This window comes from Rhodococcus ruber NBRC 15591 (assembly GCF_001894945.1).
Lineage (GTDB): Bacteria > Actinomycetota > Actinomycetes > Mycobacteriales > Mycobacteriaceae > Rhodococcus > Rhodococcus ruber.
On sequence record NZ_BCXE01000033.1, the window covers coordinates 51,191 to 69,310 of the forward strand.

An 18,120-nucleotide genomic window follows, 5' to 3' on the forward strand; every position below is an offset into this window, starting at 1 on the left:
TGGTCCTCGTGCACGCGGTCACCGTACTCGATCTTGTTTCAGAGGATGACGCCCGGATTGAGAATCGAGTCCGGGTCGAGTGCCGCCTTGATCCGCCGGGTCAGGTCCATCACGTCGGGACCCACCTGATCCGGCAACCACGCCTTCTTCAGCCGGCCCACCCCGTGCTCGCCGGTGATGGTGCCGCCCAGCGCGATCGCCAGGTCCATGATCTGCCCGAACGCCAGGTGCGCCCGCGCCGTCTGGTCGGCGTCGGTGGGGTCGTACACGATCAGCGGATGGGTGTTGCCGTCCCCGGCGTGCGCGATCACCGCCACCGTCACCGCATTGCGCTCGGCGATCTCGGCGACGCCCCCGACGAGTGCCGGCAGTGCCGGCAGGGGAACGCCGACATCCTCGAGCAGCAGGCTGCCGGTCCGTTCGACCGCCGGGATGGCCATCCGCCGCGCCGCCGCGAACGCCTCGCCCTCCTCGGGGTCGTCGGTCGAGAACACCTCGTCGGCGCCGGCGTCCTCGCACGCCTTCACCATCGTCGCGATCTCCTGCGCCGACGCCGTACCGGGCGCGTCGGACCGGGCGATGAGCATCGCCTCGGTGGTGCGGTCCAGCCCCATGTGCAGCGCGTCCTCGACCGCGTTGATCGAGGCACGGTCCATGAACTCGAGCATCGCCGGGCGCAACGTCGCCGTGACGGCCAGCACCGCGTCGGCCGCGGCCTGGACCGAGCCGAACGTGGCGACCATCGTCGACGCCGGCGGCTGCGGCGGGAGGAGCCGCAGCGTCACCTCGGTGATGACGCCGAGGGTGCCCTCGCTGCCGACGAACAGCTTGGTCAGCGACAGCCCCGCCACGTCCTTGACGCGCGGTCCGCCGAGCCGCACCGCGGTGCCGTCGGCGAGCACCACCTCGAGTCCGAGCACGTAGTCCGTGGTGACGCCGTACTTCACGCAGCACAGCCCACCGGCGTTGGTCGCCGCGTTGCCCCCGATGGTGCACATCTCGAACGACGACGGGTCGGGCGGATACCACAGCCCGTGCTCGGCCGCGGCCCGCTTGACCTCGGCGTTGAGCAGTCCCGGCTGGACGACCGCCGTGCGGGTGACCGGGTCCACGGCGACCGCCCGCATCCGCTCGGTGCTCAGCACGATCCCGCCCGGGACGCCGCCCGCCCCGCCGGACAGGCTGGTGCCCGCGCCACGCGGCACCACCGGCACCCGGTGCGTGCTCGCCCACCTCAGTGTGGCCTGCACGTCCGCCGTGCGGGTGGCCCGCACGACCGCGCGCGGCACCGCCGCGTCCGGGTCGCGGGCCCAGTCCTGCCGGTACCCGGCGAGCAGGTCCGGATCGGTGATCAGCGCGCCGTCCGGGAGCTGGTCGGCGAGTTCGGCGAGATCGGCGGGCACGGTCAGCCTGCCGGGGTGAGGTAGCGGGCGCGCAGCTTGTGCTTGACGAGTTTGCCGGTGGGCGTGCGCGGCAGGTCGTCGGAGAAGTCGATGCTGCGCGGCGCCTTGAAGTGGGAGACGCGCTCGCGGACGAAGTCGAGGAGCTCGCGCTCGACCTCGGGCCCGGGCTCGACGCCGTCGGCGAGCTGGACCACGGCCTTGACCTCCTCGCCCATCTCCTCGTTGGGGACCCCGATCACGGCGACGTCGTACACCTTGGGATGCAGGGTGAGCACGTTCTCCGACTCCTGGGGGTAGATGTTCACGCCGCCGGAGATGATGGTGAACGCCGCCCTGTCGGTGAGGTACAGGTAGCGCTCCTCGTCGAGGTATCCGATGTCGCCGCTCGTGGTCCACGTCGGATGGTCGGGATGGGTGGCCTGGCGGGTCTTCTCGGGATCGTTGTGGTACCGGAACGGATGCTCGTCCCGTTCCCACCACACGGTGCCGACCGCGCCGGTGGGTAGTTCGCGGCCCTCGTCGTCGCAGATGTGGACGATTCCCATGACCCCGTCGCGCCCGACCGACCCGGGATGCGCGAGCGCCTGCTGCGAGTCGATGAACGTGGCGCCGGCACCCTCGGTGGAGGCGTAGTACTCGTACACGACCGGACCCCACCACTCGATCATCGCGCGCTTGATCTCCGGCGGGCACGGTGCCGCCGCATGGATGGCGACCTTCAGGCTCGACACGTCGTACCTGCCGCGCACCTCCTCGGGAAGCTTGAGCATCCGCACGAACATCGTCGGGACCCACTGGCTGTGCGTGACCCGGTATCGGTCGATCAGGGCGAGTGCCTCCTCGGGCTCGAACCGGTCCATGAGGATCACGGTGCCCCCGACCGACTGGATGGTGCCGCAGAAGCGAAGGGGGGCAGCATGATAGAGGGGAGCGGGGCACAGGTAGACGGTGTCGGCGTCGAATCCGTACATCGGCGCGAACACCGCCGTGTAGGGATCCGGGACGTCCTGCACCTGGCCCTCGGGCAACTTCGGCTCGATGCCCTTGGGCCGTCCGGTCGTTCCGGACGAGTACAGCATGTCCTGGCCACGCGGCTGCGACTCGAGGGGTGAGGTGTCGAACGCCGCGAGTGCCTCGGAGTAGTCGTCGAAGCCGGGCAGCACACCGCCGTACACGAGCCGTCGGTGCACGTTCGGGTAGGCCTCGGTGCCGGTGTCGATCGCGGTGGCCGCACCGGCCGAGGCGACGAGCACCTTCGCACCGCAGTCGTTCACCACGTACGCGGCCTCGGACGGGGTCAGATGCCAGTTCACCACCGTGAGGTACAGGCCGGACCGCAGCGCCGCCCAGTAGACCTCCATGACCCGCAGGTCGTTGTCGGAGATCAGCGCGATGTGATCGCCCGGCTCGAGGCCCGCGGCGCGCAGGTACTTCGCGAGGCGGACGGAGTTCTCGTCGAGCTGCCGGTAGGTGAGCGACTCGCCGGTGGCGGGCCGCACGATAGCGGGCTTGTCGGGCGTCGTGGCGACGAAGTTCCCAGGAAACATGTTCCCTGGTCTACCACAGCTGTGGTCCGGGTCACGTGAGTCGCGCGTCCGCGGTGCCGTCGCTCGACCGGACCGCCCGGCCGGGCGTACCCTCACCCGCACGTGCACGGCACCGCAACACGCGGACGGGAGGACGACGTGGCGCTCGCTCTCGAGAAGGACCGCCTGGTGTTCGAGTTCCCGGAGGTGCATCCCGCCGCCCGCATGGCCGTCTCCTTCCACCGCACCCTGCGGGTGCCGGACGACGGCAACACCTATCCGTTGCCGCCCGGCCTGGGCCGGTTCCCGCTGCGGACCGTCGCCGAACTCGACGAGGCCGCGCTGCCGTCTTCGTGGCGATCCCACGGCGGCCTCGTGATGCCGATGTGGCAGGCGGAGGCGTGCTGGCTCGGGTTCGAGTCCCGGTACCCGTTCCTGGTCAAGGTCGGCGCCGGGGACGTCGACGCGCTCACCGGCGAACCCTGGTCGCCGGAGCCGGACTTCGGACGCGAGGACTATCTCGAGGTGCCGGCGCAACCGTGGCTCGACGGCTACGTCGTGGCGCACGGCCGGGTGCGCCAGTTCGTCGCGATGCCGCTCGGGTCCGGCTACAGCCTCGAGGAGCAACTGCGGTCCGGGCCGGCGCGGGGCGGGATCCGCGTCGCGGCCCGCCCCATGCGGGCGCAGCGATGGGAGGAGCGCGCCGGATTCGACGCCCGGCGCCCGCTGCCCGCCTTCGCGCCGGCCCCGGCGATGGGACTCGGTGCCGGCGGATCCGTCGACCAGGGCGTCGCCACCCCGGTCGAGTCGCACGACGCGTGGGATCTCGACCACCGCTCCGTGGTCGAGGTGCACCTGGTGAACAGCGAGCAGTGGCGCGCGATCACGGACCAGGATCCACCGACCCGGCCCCCGGCCGCGAGCGACTACACGGCGCGCGGCTTCCCGTGGTTCGAACTCTACGACGAGACCGTCGCGCGGCAGGGGGCGGCGCCACTCGCGGACGTCGACACCGTCGCCGACGTCGGGCGCCGGCGGGGAGAGCCGTTGCCCGACAACGAGACCGTCACCGTGCCCGAACCCGTCCGGATCCGGCCGGCCCCGCGCGAGCCTGGCCGTCGCGGATGATCCGACGGTATCGTCTGTCGACATGGGGCGGATCACCCAGCGTGTCGAACCGGAACCGCTTGCCGACTGGCTGATCGGGCACGGTCGCGCGGCGGTCGCCTTCGACGAGGCCGGGTCGGTCACCGCGCTGCCCGCGCGGGTCCGGCGGCGCGACGGCCGGTTGTGGGTCGGTGTGCCGCGGGAATCGGTGCCGCCGTCGGCCGGACTCGATCGGGTCACCGTCCTGCTCGACGACGGCGAATTCTGGTTCGAGCTGCGGGCGGTGAACTGGCGCGGACGCCTGACGCCGGCGGACGCCCCCGACGGTCGGGAGGACCTCGCCTGGTTCGTCTTCACGCCCCGACGCGCCACCGCGTGGGACTACGCGACCCTGCACGAGGAGCGGGACTCGTGAAGGCCGACGACGCCGTCGTGCGCGACTTCCTCGACCGCGCCCGCGTCGCGCGCCTGGCGACCCGCTCACCGAAGGGCGCGGCGGCCCTGGCGCCCCTGTGGTTCGTGCAGGTCGACGGCCGGCTGTACTTCGGCACCGGGCGCGACACCGTGGCGGCGCGCAACGCCGCCGCGAATCCCGACGTCGTCGTGCTGCTCGACGACGGCGAGCGCGGACCGGTCCTGCGGTTGCGCGGCCGGGCCACCGTGCGGCCGGGGGCGCCGCCCGCGGCCGTCACGGCCCGTTTCGGGCGGAAGTACTACCTGGGCGGATGGCGCTCGGAGCTGTCGCACGCGCGGAGCTGGTTCCTGCGTACCCGGTACTACGGGCAGAGCGCGCCGGCCACGATCGTCGTCGAACCGGGAGAGGCCGAGCTGCTGCGGCGGCCCTGAGGGGTGTCCCTCACGACGGCGGTCCGGCGTTCACGGCGGCGACGTGCCGCAGCCAGTCGGCCAGCGCCTGGAACCGCTGCCGATCGGGGTGGTGGAACACCACGGTGTCGGGATCCGTCGGCGCCGGCGCACCGTCCCGCCCGCTGCCCGTCACGATCCGGAGCATGCCGTCGGTCTGCGGCAGCGCCGGACGGAACTGCACGTCGCTCACGTCCCGCAACCGGATCCTTCTGGGCGTCAACGGAACCGGTCCCAGAGCTCGTGCCACGGGACCCTCCCGCAGGATCCACAGCCGGTCGCCCTGCACGACGATCTGCCCGCCCCACCCGTGGTACCGGCGCATCGGCAGCACCGGGTCGGGCGGGTCGGCGACCGGTCCGGGCGCCAGCCGTGGCACCGTCACCGGCGGCCCGTCGAGGACGCGCTCGTCGATCTCGTCGGCCGGGGTCACCGACACCGTCACCTCGGCGGCCAGCCGGGATCCGCTCACCGCGGCCCGTGCGGCGGTGCGCAGCCCCCGCCCGGACAGGTGCGTCACGATCGGCAGCAGACGCGCGCTGGACCGCCGGCCGAGATACCCGCACGGTCGATCGTCCACCCGCACCTCCACCAGCGCGCCGTCCGCCTCGTGCAGGGTGACGAGCAGGGCGTACTTGCCGGGCGGGTCGGCGTAGGGGTGCAGCAGGTCGAAGTGCTGTTCCTCCCCGGTGACCTGCAGGGTGCGACCCGAGGGCAGCAGCGTGTAGGGCACGTCCGGCGGATCGTTGCGGGGCACCAGCCTGGCCGGGGCGCCGAGGCTGACCGTGACGCGCGCGATGATGCGCCCGCTGCGGCCGGGGTCGTCGTTGTAGGTGCCCGCGTCCGCGGCCCAGATGCGGCCCGGCACGGTCGGCAGGTACCCGCCGGCGACGACGCGGCGCAGCACCGGCCCGTAGCGCAGCGCGTCGCCGTCGCCGAGGATCCCGACCGTCAGCCCGTCCGCGCGCACGCTCACGCCGTGCGTCTCCGGCAGCAGGGACACGTCCCTGCGGATCTCGGCGCCGGCCGGGTCGAACGCCGCACCGAGGGTCCGCACGATGTGCTCGGTCCAGGCGAACTCGCCCTCGATCTCGGTGTCGAACCGGTCCGGTCGGCACCCCCACAGCCGATACGGAACCAACTTGTCGCTCAACCGAACTCCACGCCCTGCGCCAGGGGGAGATCGCCGGAGAAGTTGACGGTGTTCGTGGCGCGGCGCATGTACGCCTTCCACGAGTCCGAACCCGACTCGCGTCCGCCGCCGGTCTCCTTCTCGCCGCCGAACGCGCCCCCGATCTCGGCGCCGGAGGTGCCGATGTTGACGTTGGCGATGCCGCAGTCCGAGGCGGCGAGGAAACGCTCGGCTTCACGCTGGTCGGTGGTGAAGATCGACGACGACAGCCCTTGGGGCACCCCGTTGTGCAGGGCGATCGCCTCGTCGAAGTCGTCGTAGGTCAGCACGTAGAGGATCGGAGCGAACGTCTCCTCGCGCACCACGTCCGTCTGCGCCGGCATCCGCACGACCGCGGGCCGGACGTACACCCCGTCGCCGGGGACCTCGACCGGATCGCCGCCCGTGACGAGAATGCCGCCGTCGAGCTCGGCGCGCTCGAGCGCCGCCCGCATCGCGGCGTGGGCACGGCCGTCGATCAGCGGGCCCACGAGCACCCCCTCGCCGAACGGATCACCCACCCGCAGTCCCGAATACGCCTTGGCGATCCGCTCGGTCAGTTCGTCGACGACCGAACGATGGGCGATGAGCCGTCGCAGGGTGGTGCAGCGCTGACCGGTGGTGCCGGCCGCGGCGAACACCACGGCCCGCACGGCGAGGTCGAGGTCGGCGGAAGGGCCGACGATCGCACCGTTGTTGCCGCCGAGTTCGAGCAGGCAGCGCCCGAACCGCGCCGCCACCCGGGGCGCGACGATGCGGCCCATCCGGATCGAGCCCGTTGCGCTGACCAGCGCGACGCGGGGGTCGTCGACCAGCGCCTCACCGACGGCGGCGTCGCCGACGAGGACGTGGTGCAGGCCGCCGGGGGCGCCCACGTCGCGTGCGGCCCGTTCGAGCAGGGCGTGGCAGGCCGACGCGGTGAGCGGCGTCTTCTCCGACGGCTTCCACACCACCGGATCGCCGCACACCAGCGCGATCGCGGTGTTCCAGGACCACACGGCGACGGGGAAGTTGAACGCCGAGATCACCGCGACCACCCCCAGCGGATGCCACGTTTCCATCAGGCGGTGGCCGGGTCGCTCCGACGGCATGGTGTGGCCGTAGAGTTGGCGCGCGAGGCCCACCGCGAATTCGCAGATGTCGATCATCTCCTGCACCTCGCCGAGCGCCTCGGAAGGGATCTTCCCGGCCTCGAGCGTGACGAGTTCGGCGAGATCGGACTTGTGCTCGCCGAGCAGTTCCCCGAGCCTGCGGACCAGCCGTCCTCGCACCGGCGCAGGAACCTGCCGCCAGCGTTCGAAGGCCGTGCTCGCCGCGGTGACCGCGGCATCGACATCCTCCGCGCGTGCCGGGTGCAGGCGCGCGAGCTCCGAACCGTCGATCGGGCTGGTGACCGGGTGCGGGCCGTCGAGCGCGGGCGCGCCCGCCCCGCAGCGGCGCAGCGCGGCCACGGCGCGATCGTGGAGATTGCCAGTCGGATTCATCGTCGATGTCCTTTCCGGGTCGGTTAGCCTGCGCTGATGGCGGAAAACTCGAAGGAGTCCCTGGACGAGATCGACCGGCTGCTCATGCGCGAACTGGTGGTGGACGGCCGGGCGACGCTGGCCACGCTCGCCGAGAAGGCCGGGTTGTCGATCTCCGCGGTGCAGTCCCGGGTCCGCCGCCTCGAAGCCCGGCACGTGATCCGCGGATACACGGCGAAGGTAGATCCCGAGGCGCTCGGGCTGATGCTGTCGGCGTTCGTCGCGATCACTCCTCTCGACCCGTCCCAGCCGGACGACGCGCCGGCGCGGTTGCGGCACATCGACGCCATCGAATCCTGCCACTCCGTGGCCGGGGACGAGAGCTACATCCTGCTCGTGCGCGTCGCCTCACCGCGGGCACTCGAACAACTCCTCCAGGAGATCCGCGCGACGGCGAATGTAGCCACCCGCAGCACGGTCATCCTCCAAACATTTTACGAACGATAGCGTTGCTGTGGATCGATCTTCCGGCATGTAACCGTTATGAGAGAAAATTTGACGTACCCTCGTGGCATGAGCACTGCATTCCGACACCCGGACGGTGCCCGCGAGCTGCCCCCGAGCCGGGTACATGCCGTTCTGCGTGAACATCTGCTGGTGGACGGGTTCGATCTCGTCCTCGACCTCGACCGATCACGGGGGGTGCGGCTCGTCGACCAACGGGACGGCACGGCCTACCTCGACATGTTCGGGTTCTTCGCGTCCTCCGCGCTCGGGATGAACCACCCCGACATCGTCGACGACCCGGCGTTCACCACCGAACTCGCCGCGGCCGCCGCGAACAAGCCGAGCAACTCCGACATCTACACCGTGGCGATGGCCCGGTTCGTCGACACCTTCGCCCGGGTGCTCGGCGACCCGGCCCTGCCGCACCTGTTCTTCGTCGACGGTGGCGGACTCGCGGTGGAGAACGCACTCAAGGCGGCCTTCGACTGGAAGAGCCGGCTCAACGAGGCTCGCGGACTCGGCTCCGACCTCGGGGGCAGCGTTCTCCACCTCTCCGAGGCGTTCCACGGCCGCACCGGTTACACGATGTCCCTCACCAACACGGACCCGGTGAAGACGGCCCGGTACCCCAAGTTCCGCTGGCCGCGCATCGACGCGCCCTACCTGGCCGCCGACCGCGACGTCGAGGCCGCCGAGGCGCACGCACTGCAGCAGGCGCACCGGGCGTTCGCCGAGAACCCGCACGACATCGCGTGTTTCATCGCCGAACCCATCCAGGGCGAGGGCGGCGACCACCACTTCCGGCCCGAGTTCTTCCAGGCCATGGCCGAACTGTGCCGCCGGCACGATGCGCTGCTGATCTTCGACGAGGTGCAGACCGGCGTCGGGCTGACCGGAAGCACATGGGCGTACCAGCAGTTCGACGTCACCCCCGACATCGTCGCCTTCGGGAAGAAGACCCAGGTCTGCGGCATCATGGCCGGCGGCCGGATCGACGAGATCCCCGACAACGTCTTCGCGGTCTCGTCGCGCCTGAACTCCACCTGGGGCGGCAACCTGACCGACATGGTCCGTGCCCGGCGCATTCTCGAGGTGATCGAGCGGGACCGGCTCGTCGACCGAGCGCGGATGACCGGGGCACATCTGCTGTCCGGGCTGAAGCAGCTCGCCGTCCGCCACCGGCTGGTCGGCGAGCCCCGAGGGCGCGGCCTGATGTGTGCGTTCACCCTGCCCACACCGGCGGTGCGCGACGCCGTGCTCACCCACCTGCGGGTCGACGAGCACGTGCTGATGATCGGCACCGGGCAGCGCGGCATCCGGTTCCGGCCGCCGCTGACGGTCACCACCGCCGAACTGGACGAGGCACTCGACGCCCTGGATCGGGTCCTGGGGACGATCGCGCGGACCTGACGGCCCCCTCGGAGTCGCCGCGGGGCGGCGGAGGTGACCCGCGCGGTGTGCGATCGCGAACCGTCCACCGGGTGTTCCGGTCAGGACCCGGCGTCGACGCGGAACGGCAGGGTGACGTCGACGGTCGTGCCGCCGCCCTCGGGGCTGTCGAGGACGAACTCGCCGCCGAGCGCGGCCGTCCGATCGCGCAGCCCGTCGAGCCCCCCGCCGGGCGTCGGCCGCGCGCCACCGCACCCGTTGTCCCCGATCGTCATGCGCAGCATGTCGCCCGTCCGGTGCAGGCCGATCCGGACGACGGTGGCCCCGGAGTGCTTACCGGCGTTGGTGACGGCCTCCGCGCCGATGAGGTACGCGGCGAGTTCGACGGGGGCCGAGGGGCGTTCGCCGAGCGCGTCGTCGATGTCCACGGGCACGGGTGCCCGCTCGGCCAGTGAGCGCAGCGCCGCCGCGAGTCCGCGCTCGGTGAGCACCGCCGGATACACGCCTCTGGCGAGCTCTCGCAGTTCCCGCAGCGCCACGTCGAGTTCGGCGGCACCGTCCGCGAGCAGCCGCCGCAGGGTCGGCTCGTCCCCGGCACGCTGTGCACGGCGCAGCAGCAGCGACGCGGCGACGAGACGCTGCTGCGCACCGTCGTGCAGGTCGCGCTCGAGGCGCCGGCGCTGGACGTCACCGGCCGTGACGATCCGTTCGCGGGAGCGCCGCACCTCGTCGAGCCGGAGCTGCAGGTCCGCGTGCAGCCGCTCGTGCTCGAGGGCCAGGCCGGTGGCGCTGCGGACCGCGGCGAGCAGCTCGGGTTGCGTCTCGAGCGACGGGTCGTACACCAGCGCGCCGACCGGTGTGCCGGCGCGCTCGAGGACGGTCGCCGCCCGGGGATCCGAGCGGCGGGGCAGAGCACGCACCGCACCGTCCGGATCGACGTACGCCGCCCGCTCCGGGACGTACGTCCACAGCACCAGGCTCGGGTCGTGCACGGCGCGTCGGAGCGCGTCGACGAACCCGGCACCGAGCGGCGCGGTGCCGATCTCGACCATCGCGTCGCTGACCGCAGCTCGGGCGAGCCGGTACCGGAGTAGGCCGATCGCGACCGCGAGCGGGAACAACGCCGTGGCCGGGTAGCGCAGGTTGAGCACCCAGGTCGGGGGCGACCAGGGCAGGTTCACCGCGCTGGAGAGCACGGCGAGTGTGATCACCGCCGAGAGGCCGTATGCGACCCCGAGCGGTGCGAATCCCGACCGGTACGCGGGCGACCCCGAACGCCAGCGCACGATCACCACCACCACGAGCGTCACCACGATCAGGAACGCGCAGAACCCGACGACGAGCTGCACGGTCCGCGCGAGGGACGGATCATCGCGCAGGAGAAGTAGATTCGTCGATGTCGACGGGGATGCCGCGGGTGCGGTCCGCGGATCGAAGAACAGCCACTCGGCCACGATGCCGACGGTGGCGAGGATCCAGGCGGCTCCGACGAACAGGCGTTGCCACGGTCGTTCCAGCCGACCGGTCGGGAATCCCACGAGGGCCTGGAGCAGGACGGGTAGGTACAGGTTCGTCGCCACCGCGCCGACGGTGAAGGCCACGGGTTCGCCGGAGCGCCGCAGACCGCCGAGGAACCACAGCAGGCCGGCCATGAGGATGAGAGGACCGGTCAGGTCGTGCGGGCGGGTGTTCCATGCGATCGCCCCGGCCACGACGAACGCCACACCGGCGCCGAGGAACAGCCCCAGTTCGGTCGGCCCGAACACCGGGAGGAACGGGCCCTCGGCGGCGGCGAAGGACTCGCGCGGCCCGAGCAGGAGCGTGCGCGCCGGATCCCGCAGTCCCGTCGGCGACCGGTCCACCGTGGCGGCGATCGCCGCGACCAGCACCGCAGTGACCACGACGAGTAGCTGGATCACTCGTTGCCGCACCCCGGCCTCCTCCCGGACCGTCTCAGTCTCCTCCCGCGTCGGCGTGGGCACCACCGTGCTGGCACGGGACGCCTCCGGTGTCACCACGGTGCCGGAATCCGGTGTCACCACGGATCCGCCGACCGTCTCGGCTGCCGGCGCAGCCGGCATGAGTGCGGCTGCCGGCGCAGCCGGCATGAGTGCGGCTGCCGGCGCAGCCGGTACCCGTGTCGATCGATCGGTCGACGAGGGGGCACACACGGACACCGTCACCGGGCTGCCGGAGTTCCCCGGCCGCGCGACGCCGGTGGCACGGTCACGACAGCGTGAACCCACCCCGTTAGGGTGGGCCCATGTCGGACTCCGCCGCCGGTAGCCCTGCCCGAACGCCAGGGCCCGGGCTCGAACCGAAGTCGATCCCCAACCTGCGCGACCTCGGCGGGTGGACCACCGGGGACGGCGCGTCGGTGCGCCGGGGCGTGGTGTACCGCTCGACCGACCTGAGCCGGGTCACCGACGCGGATGCGCGCGCACTCGAAGGACTGGGGCTGACGACGGTCGTGGATCTGCGAACGGCCGCGGAACGGGAGGCGGCGCCCGACCGGGTGCCGGCCGGCGTCCGGCATGTGCCGCTCGACGTGCTCGCCGATCGTGAGCACGGTTCGATCGCCGCACACATGAAGGAGTTGCTGACCGACGCCGCGTTCGCCCGGGAGGTTCTCGGGGACGGCCGTGGCGCCGAGTACCTGCGGGGCAGCTATCGCGACTTCGTGCTGCTGCCGAGCGCCCGGGCGGCGTACCGGACGCTGCTGCGCTCGCTGCTCGTCGAGGACGGGACCCCGGTTCTCGTGCACTGCACCACCGGCAAGGACCGCACCGGCTGGGCCGCAGCCGTGCTGCTGCTGGCGCTCGGTGTGGATCGCGACTCGGTGTTCGAGGACTACCTGCGGACCAACGAGATGCTGCTGCCGGCGTTCGAACCGATTCTCGCCGCGCTCACCGCGAAGGGAGTCGAGCGTGCGGACCTCGAATCCGTTCTCGGCGTCCGCGCCGAGTACCTCGAGGTGGCGTTCGCGACGGCCGAGGACGAATTCGGGTCGTTCGACCGGTACCTCGACGACGGATTGGGGCTCACGACCGCCGATCGGGACCGACTCGGGCAGGCTCTGCTCGGGTGAGATCCGGACCGACGCTACCGCGCGACCCGGATCATCCGACGCGACCGTCCCACTCGCGCACCAGCCTCGCCGGCGCCGTGACCCGGAACGACATGTCGAGCAACTCGGCGATCTCGTCCCAGTCGACGTCGGCCCGCTCCAGATCGAACCCGATCCACCCCGACGGACCGAGGTACGCCGGGTCGTAGGTGTGGGGCTGCCCGAGCAGGGCCTCGCGCTCGGCGGCGTCCGGTTTGACGATCAGCGATCGCGGGAACTGCACGCCCGTGGCCTTGACGGACCCGCCGTACACGGCGAACGCAGTCCTCGTGTAGAAGAACGGCCTGCCGTGCGAGATCTTCTCGGCGGCACCCGGGAAGGTCAGCGCCAGCCCACGTACCCGTGTCAGCAGCGGATCGGCCTCGTCGAACATGACGGGATGCGGCATGCGCGCAGCGTACCGTCCGGCGGTGACACCACGACCGGCGTCCGTTCTCGCTGTTCGCGACGTCCCGGGCGGCGGGGAAGTCGTCCCGGCGGACGCGGGCGCCTACGTCCGTGCGCGGGAACGACGACGCACCGCGGCGTACAGCGCGATGCCGAGCAGCACCCCGGCCAGGTCCGCGCACCAGTCCCACACCGACCCCGACCGGCGCACCGCGACGGCGGCCTGGAGGACCTCGGTGAGCGCCGCGTACACGGCGAGCCAGGCGACGGTCGCGGCGGGCGGGATCCGGGCGAAGCGGGAGGCGTACGCGAGCACCGCGAACATCAGCGCGTGCGTGATCTTGTCGGCGTGCGGGAAGCCGGACGGGGTCGTATCGCCCGGCAGCATGAGCAGCACGGTGACGACCACGAGCGTGAGCGTCACCGGCGCGAACCGGGCGGTCATGGACGTTCGGTGACCGTCATGCCCCAGGCGCCCTCGGCGAACCGTCGCACGGCCGCCGAACCTGCGGCCAGGGCGGCGGAGCCGCCGGGTTCGGCGGTGCCGATCAGTGTCCCGTCGGGACGCAGTTGGACGGTGGCTTCGACGGCGGCGGTCGTCGCCTCCCGGACCGACCAGTGGTAGCCGGTGTCCGCGGCCCACGCCTCGGGGTCCTCGGCGAGCAGATACCAGTTGCCCGCGTTGATCTCGACGGGCTCCACTCAGCAGCCACCCTTCGTGCCCTTGGTCGCGGAGAACAGGATTCCCGCGACCGGGATCAGCAGGAACCACAGCCAGTTGTCGAAGACGAAGAACAGCACCAGCGCGACGAACGGGACCAGCGCCATGGCGGTGGTGCGCCACTTCTCCCACTGCTCGGCCTTCGCGGTGTCCTGTACCGGCGCAGGCGTGTTCGGGGTCGCGGGGGGCAGGTCGGTGAACAGGGTGTCGAGCTCGGCGCGGGTGGTGGCCGCTGCCGCCTTCGCGCTGCGCTCGTCGAATTCGGTGAGGGTGAGCCGGCCGGCACCGAAGTGCTCACCGAGCAGGTTCAGTGCCTGTTCGCGTTCGACGGTGCCGATACGGACCTCGGGGGAGTCGGCCATGGGTCCACACTAATGTGTCGTCAGCGACCGGTCCCGCCGGTGCCGGTCCGGAATGCTCTGGAGATGATCAGGATCAGCGCGACCGCGGAGATCAGCAGCGCCACCGGATGCCGCAGTACCAGGGCCGGGGCGACGGCGAACATGCTCATCGCCAGCAGCCACACCACGTCGGGAATGTCGCGGGGGGCGGGCGGTTGCGGTTCCCGGGGGGCGGGGGCCGGAGCGACATCGCGCAGGAAGGCCGGCTCGGCCGGACGTGGCCGCCCGCCGCGGGCGCGGACGGCGAGGACGGCGACGGTGGCGGCGGCGCCCGCGCCCGTCATGATCCACACGCCCGGTTCCAGGAGTGCGTGGAGCGCGAACAGTCCGAGCACCACGACCGGGACCAGGAACCACCACCCGCGCCGACGTCCGTCGGTCCGGCCGGTCAGGGGAGGCAGGTCGGTGAACAGGAGTGCGAGGTCGCGGCGGGTGGTGGCGGCGGCGATGCGACCGCTGCGGTCCTCGAATTCGGCGAGGGTGAGCCGGCCGGCACCGAAGTGCTCGCCGAGCAGGACCTGAGCTTGCTCGCGCTCGACCGTGCCGACACGGATTTCCGGTGAATCGGCCATGTCACCACCCTAGACCCGGGACGGCCGACGGCGCGCCCCCGGAATCCGAGGATTCCGGGGGCGCGCCGTCGGACGCGGGACTACTTGAGCTCGGCGAGCACCGTGCCCTGGGTGATGGCGGCGCCCGGCTCGACCGCCAGGCCCGTGACGACACCGGCCTTGTGCGCGTTGACCGGGTTCTCCATCTTCATGGCCTCGAGCACCACGATCAGGTCGCCCTCGGCGACCTCCTGGCCCTCGGAGACCGCGACCTTGACGACGGTGCCCTGCATCGGCGCGGTGACCGCGTCACCGGAGGCCTTGCCGCCGTGGGCGCCGCCGCGCTTGCGCGGCTTCGGCTTCTTGCGCAGCGCCCCGCCGGCCGCAGCGCCACCGGCGCCGAGGGTGAACTGACCGGGCAGCGACACCTCGACGCGACGGCCGCCGACCTCGACGACGACGTTCTGCCGCGGCAGGGCCTCGTCCTCGTCCTCGGTCGCGGCCGCACCGCCGGTGTACGGCTCGACGGTGTTCTCCCACTCGGTTTCGATCCACTTGGTGTAGACGTCGAACTTCTCGCCGTCCCCGACGAACGCGGGGTGCTCGACGATGTGCCGGTGGAACGGGATCACGGTGGCCAGGCCGTCGACCTCGAACTCGGCCAGGGCGCGGCGGGCGCGCTCGAGCGCCTGCTGCCGGGTCTCGCCCGTGACGATCAGCTTGGCGAGCATCGAGTCGAACTGCCCGCCGATGACGTCGCCCTGCACCACGCCGGAGTCGACGCGCACACCCGGGCCCGAGGGCTCGCGGTACACGCTGATCGGGCCGGGGGCCGGCAGGAAGCCGCGGCCGGCGTCCTCGCCGTTGATGCGGAACTCGAACGCGTGCCCGCGCGGGGTCGGGTCCTCGGTGATCTCGAGCTTCTCGCCGTTGGCGATGCGGAACTGCTGGCGCACCAGGTCGATGCCCGCGGTCTCCTCGGTGACCGGGTGCTCGACCTGCAGGCGGGTGTTGACCTCGAGGAAGGAGACGGTGTCGCCCTGGACCAGGTACTCGACCGTGCCGGCGCCGTAGTAGCCGGCCTCGCGGCAGATGGCCTTGGCGGACTCGTGGATGCGGCGGCGCTGCTCGTCGGTCAGGAACGGCGCGGGGGCCTCCTCGACGAGCTTCTGGAAGCGGCGCTGCAGCGAGCAGTCGCGGGTGCCGGCGACGATGACGTTGCCGTGCTGGTCGGCGATGACCTGCGCCTCGACGTGGCGGGCCTTGTCGAGGTACTGCTCGACGAAGCACTCGCCGCGGCCGAAGGCGGCGACGGCCTCGCGGGTCGCGGATTCGAACAGCTCGGGGATCTCCTCGATGGAGTGCGCGACCTTCATGCCGCGGCCGCCACCGCCGAAGGCCGCCTTGATCGCGACCGGCACGCCGTACTCCTTCGCGAACTCCACGACCTCGTCGGCATTGGCGACGGGGTCCTTGGTGCCCGCGGCCATCGGCGCCTGGGCGCGCTCGGCGATGTGCCGTGCGGTGACCTTGTCGCCGAGGTCGCGGATGGCCTGTGGGGAGGGGCCGATCCAGATCAGGCCGGCGTCGATCACGGCCTGGGCGAAGTCGGCGTTCTCGGACAGGAAGCCGTAGCCGGGGTGGATCGCGTCGGCGCCGGACTTGCGGGCGGCGTCGAGGATCTTGTCGAACACCAGGTAGGACTCGGCGGAGGTCTGGCCACCGAGCGCGAATGCCTCGTCGGCGAGCTTCACGAACTGGGCGTCGGCGTCGGGTTCTGCGTAGACGGCCACGCTCCCGTAACCGGCGTCCTTGGCGGCTCGGATGACCCGCACAGCGATCTCGCCGCGGTTGGCGACGAGCACCTTCGTGATGTGCGCGCTGGCATGACTGGGCACGGAGCCTCCTGTTGATCGATCGTTAGGTTATTGCCGTCTCTGGGAGTGTAGGCGCCAATCCGATAGACGATGTAACCGGATAGCCACTACACCCTACGGGTCGCCCGGAACCCGGCAACGTTACCGGTCGGTAGTCGGATCGCCCCGGTTCGCGGGTTCCGGCGTGTCCCACGCGCGACCCTCGCTCACCTCGTGCATCAATTCCCGGACCCGCTCGACGAACGGCGGCACGTTGGCCACGGCGGTCGGCGTGTCGGGAAACCGGCCCGCCAGGTTCACGCCCTTCGGGCTGCGGTTGAACCACAGGAACACGTCGTGCGTGTAACTGCGGCTGCGCAGTGTCCGGGCGTTCCACTGCGGCCACTGCGCGGCCATGGGGACGAAGCGAACGTCCATGTACGACACCAGGAATCGCGGTCGCATGGGTATCCCCAGCAGTTCGCCGACGAGGTCGAACGGGACCCGGGCGCTCGCCCGGGTGCGGCGCAGTTCGGCACCGGCGCGCGCCACGAGCGTCGCGAAGTCCGCGGTCCCGGTCGTGTCGATCTCGACCGGACGCAGCCCCACGAACCAGCCGAGGGCTCCGGCCCACATCGGGCCGCTGCGGGTGTGGGCGGGCGCGATCGTCCGGAACAGTTCGATCCCCGCGAGTTCGACCGCGGCCCGGGCGAGACACGCCAGCGTGCCGGCGAAGAATCCGTGCCCGGCCTCCCGGCAGCGGGCGGCGAACCGGTTGGCCCGTTCGTCGTCGAGCATCCGCACGGACAGCCGACGCTGCGGCGACCCGTCGACGGGCCGGGGGCCGAGGGGCAACGGGAACTCGGGCATGCCGCCGCCGGCGGTCAGGGCGTCTCGCCAGATCCGCACGGCCTCGTGGTCGCCGGCCAGGTCGGCGGCGTCCGCCCGTTCCGCGGCACCGAAGTCGATGTAGCTGCCCACGGGGAACAATCCGGCCGGCCGGCCGGATCGCTCCTGCTCGTACAGGGCGGTGATCTCGTGGGCGACCAGGACGACCGAGTAGGCGTCGGCCACGGCAGGGTCAGCGGCGAAGAACACCGTGAACGACGAGCCGGACGCGTCCGCGTCCTCGGGTTCGAGGGTGGCGAAGACGTACGCCGGCCACGTGTGCGGTTCGGTGCAGTCGGCGAGCAGTTGCTCGAGGTGCTCGCGGATGTCGTCCGGAGCGGAGGGCAGGTGTCGGACGTACCGGACCGACACCGCACCGGCGGGCGCGGTGCGCCGGGTCGCGCCGGCGGGCGCGGTGCGCCGGGTCGCGCCGGCGGCCGCGTCGCGCCGGTGCGCGCCGGCGGCCGCGTCGCCGCCCAGGGCGACGTGGCTGCGCAGCGGTTCGTGGCGGTCGATCCAGCGTTCGAGGGCCCGCCGGAACGGTTCCTGTTCGAGATGCCCGCGGACCTCGAAGGCGGTACCCAGCCACGCATCCGGAACGTCGCCGTATCGGCTGCCCGCGGTGCGGCGCAGATGCGCCTCGTGGACGTACGACACCGGCCGCGGATCGGTCGTCCAGGCATCCTCCGCGGCGCACGGCAGCCATTCGGTCAGCACACCCGCCGGGATCGGGTAGTCCGCCAGCTCGGTGAACTCCAT

18 protein-coding genes are annotated in these 18,120 nt (G+C 71.8%); 6 read left to right on the plus strand and 12 right to left on the minus strand.

Annotated features, from left to right (window positions below):
- Positions 1-38: 38 nt before the first annotated feature.
- Together RR3_RS19120 and RR3_RS19125 are read right to left on the minus strand one after the other, a co-directional pair.
- Entirely contained in the window at positions 39-1,409 is a 1,371-nt protein-coding gene (locus tag RR3_RS19120; protein ID WP_167522881.1) for an FAD-binding oxidoreductase, read from the minus strand.
- Positions 1,406-2,950: an AMP-binding protein gene (locus RR3_RS19125; protein WP_064066484.1), complete on the minus strand. Its 1,545-nt coding sequence runs from the start codon at positions 2,948-2,950 to the stop codon at positions 1,406-1,408. The genes RR3_RS19120 and RR3_RS19125 overlap by 4 nt, the downstream gene beginning before the upstream one ends.
- A gap of 138 nt (positions 2,951-3,088) precedes the next feature.
- Here RR3_RS19125 and RR3_RS19130 point away from each other — a divergent pair, with 138 nt between their 5' ends.
- From RR3_RS19130 to RR3_RS19140, 3 genes are read left to right on the plus strand one after another with little or no spacing between them, the layout of a single operon-like run.
- Positions 3,089-4,057: a hypothetical protein gene (locus RR3_RS19130; protein WP_010594798.1), complete on the plus strand. Its 969-nt coding sequence runs from the start codon at positions 3,089-3,091 to the stop codon at positions 4,055-4,057.
- Between the two features lie 22 nt (positions 4,058-4,079).
- Entirely contained in the window at positions 4,080-4,451 is a 372-nt protein-coding gene (locus RR3_RS19135; protein ID WP_010594797.1) for a hypothetical protein, read from the plus strand.
- Positions 4,448-4,882, plus strand: coding sequence for a pyridoxamine 5'-phosphate oxidase family protein (locus RR3_RS19140; protein ID WP_010594796.1), 435 nt, complete (start codon positions 4,448-4,450; stop codon positions 4,880-4,882). The genes RR3_RS19135 and RR3_RS19140 overlap by 4 nt, the downstream gene beginning before the upstream one ends.
- A 10-nt stretch (positions 4,883-4,892) precedes the next feature.
- Here the strand turns inward: RR3_RS19140 and RR3_RS19145 are convergent, their stop codons facing one another.
- Both RR3_RS19145 and amaB read right to left on the minus strand, forming a co-directional pair.
- On the minus strand, positions 4,893-6,053 hold the full coding sequence (locus RR3_RS19145; protein WP_010594795.1) for a DUF4429 domain-containing protein: 1,161 nt from the start codon (positions 6,051-6,053) through the stop codon (positions 4,893-4,895).
- Positions 6,050-7,555: an L-piperidine-6-carboxylate dehydrogenase gene (gene amaB / locus RR3_RS19150; RefSeq protein ID WP_010594794.1), complete on the minus strand. Its 1,506-nt coding sequence runs from the start codon at positions 7,553-7,555 to the stop codon at positions 6,050-6,052. Before amaB ends, RR3_RS19145 begins: the two co-directional genes overlap by 4 nt.
- A 36-nt stretch (positions 7,556-7,591) precedes the next feature.
- Between amaB and RR3_RS19155 the strand changes: the two genes are divergently transcribed.
- Positions 7,592-8,041, plus strand: a complete 450-nt coding sequence (locus RR3_RS19155) for an Lrp/AsnC family transcriptional regulator (protein ID WP_010594793.1) — start codon at positions 7,592-7,594, stop codon at positions 8,039-8,041.
- A 66-nt stretch (positions 8,042-8,107) separates the two neighbouring features.
- Positions 8,108-9,451 carry an L-lysine 6-transaminase gene (lat, locus tag RR3_RS19160; RefSeq protein WP_064066485.1) on the plus strand — a complete coding sequence of 448 codons (1,344 nt, stop codon included), beginning with the start codon at positions 8,108-8,110 and terminating at the stop codon, positions 9,449-9,451.
- Positions 9,452-9,531: 80 nt separating this feature from the next.
- On the opposite strand, the gene RR3_RS19165 is transcribed toward lat, so the two are convergent.
- On the minus strand, positions 9,532-11,469 hold the full coding sequence (locus tag RR3_RS19165) for a sensor histidine kinase (RefSeq protein WP_230831608.1): 1,938 nt from the start codon (positions 11,467-11,469) through the stop codon (positions 9,532-9,534).
- Between the two features lie 224 nt (positions 11,470-11,693).
- Here RR3_RS19165 and RR3_RS19170 point away from each other — a divergent pair, with 224 nt between their 5' ends.
- The gene (locus RR3_RS19170) at positions 11,694-12,518 is read left to right on the plus strand and encodes a tyrosine-protein phosphatase (RefSeq protein ID WP_017679597.1); all 825 of its coding nucleotides are present in this window, start codon (positions 11,694-11,696) and stop codon (positions 12,516-12,518) included.
- 31 nt (positions 12,519-12,549) lie between these two features.
- Here RR3_RS19170 and RR3_RS19175 read toward each other — a convergent pair whose 3' ends face one another.
- The 7 genes from RR3_RS19175 to RR3_RS19205 all read right to left on the minus strand — a co-directional run bounded on the left by RR3_RS19175 (position 12,550) and on the right by RR3_RS19205 (position 18,120).
- Positions 12,550-12,945 carry an MmcQ/YjbR family DNA-binding protein gene (locus RR3_RS19175; protein ID WP_040272445.1) on the minus strand — a complete coding sequence of 132 codons (396 nt, stop codon included), beginning with the start codon at positions 12,943-12,945 and terminating at the stop codon, positions 12,550-12,552.
- 102 nt (positions 12,946-13,047) lie between these two features.
- Positions 13,048-13,389 (minus strand): VanZ family protein, encoded by a 342-nt coding sequence (locus tag RR3_RS19180; RefSeq protein WP_040272447.1) that lies wholly within the window; start codon positions 13,387-13,389, stop codon positions 13,048-13,050.
- Positions 13,386-13,646: a hypothetical protein gene (locus RR3_RS19185; protein ID WP_017679595.1), complete on the minus strand. Its 261-nt coding sequence runs from the start codon at positions 13,644-13,646 to the stop codon at positions 13,386-13,388. Before RR3_RS19185 ends, RR3_RS19180 begins: the two co-directional genes overlap by 4 nt.
- On the minus strand, positions 13,647-14,027 hold the full coding sequence (locus RR3_RS19190) for a DUF1707 SHOCT-like domain-containing protein (protein WP_017679594.1): 381 nt from the start codon (positions 14,025-14,027) through the stop codon (positions 13,647-13,649).
- Between the two features lie 20 nt (positions 14,028-14,047).
- Positions 14,048-14,638, minus strand: a complete 591-nt coding sequence (locus RR3_RS25340) for a DUF1707 SHOCT-like domain-containing protein (RefSeq protein WP_017679593.1) — start codon at positions 14,636-14,638, stop codon at positions 14,048-14,050.
- Positions 14,639-14,718: 80 nt separating this feature from the next.
- On the minus strand, positions 14,719-16,515 hold the full coding sequence (locus RR3_RS19200; protein WP_010594783.1) for an acetyl/propionyl/methylcrotonyl-CoA carboxylase subunit alpha: 1,797 nt from the start codon (positions 16,513-16,515) through the stop codon (positions 14,719-14,721).
- A 120-nt stretch (positions 16,516-16,635) separates the two neighbouring features.
- Complete coding sequence (locus RR3_RS19205) at positions 16,636-18,120, minus strand: condensation domain-containing protein (protein WP_072786532.1); 1,485 nt, start codon at positions 18,118-18,120, stop codon at positions 16,636-16,638.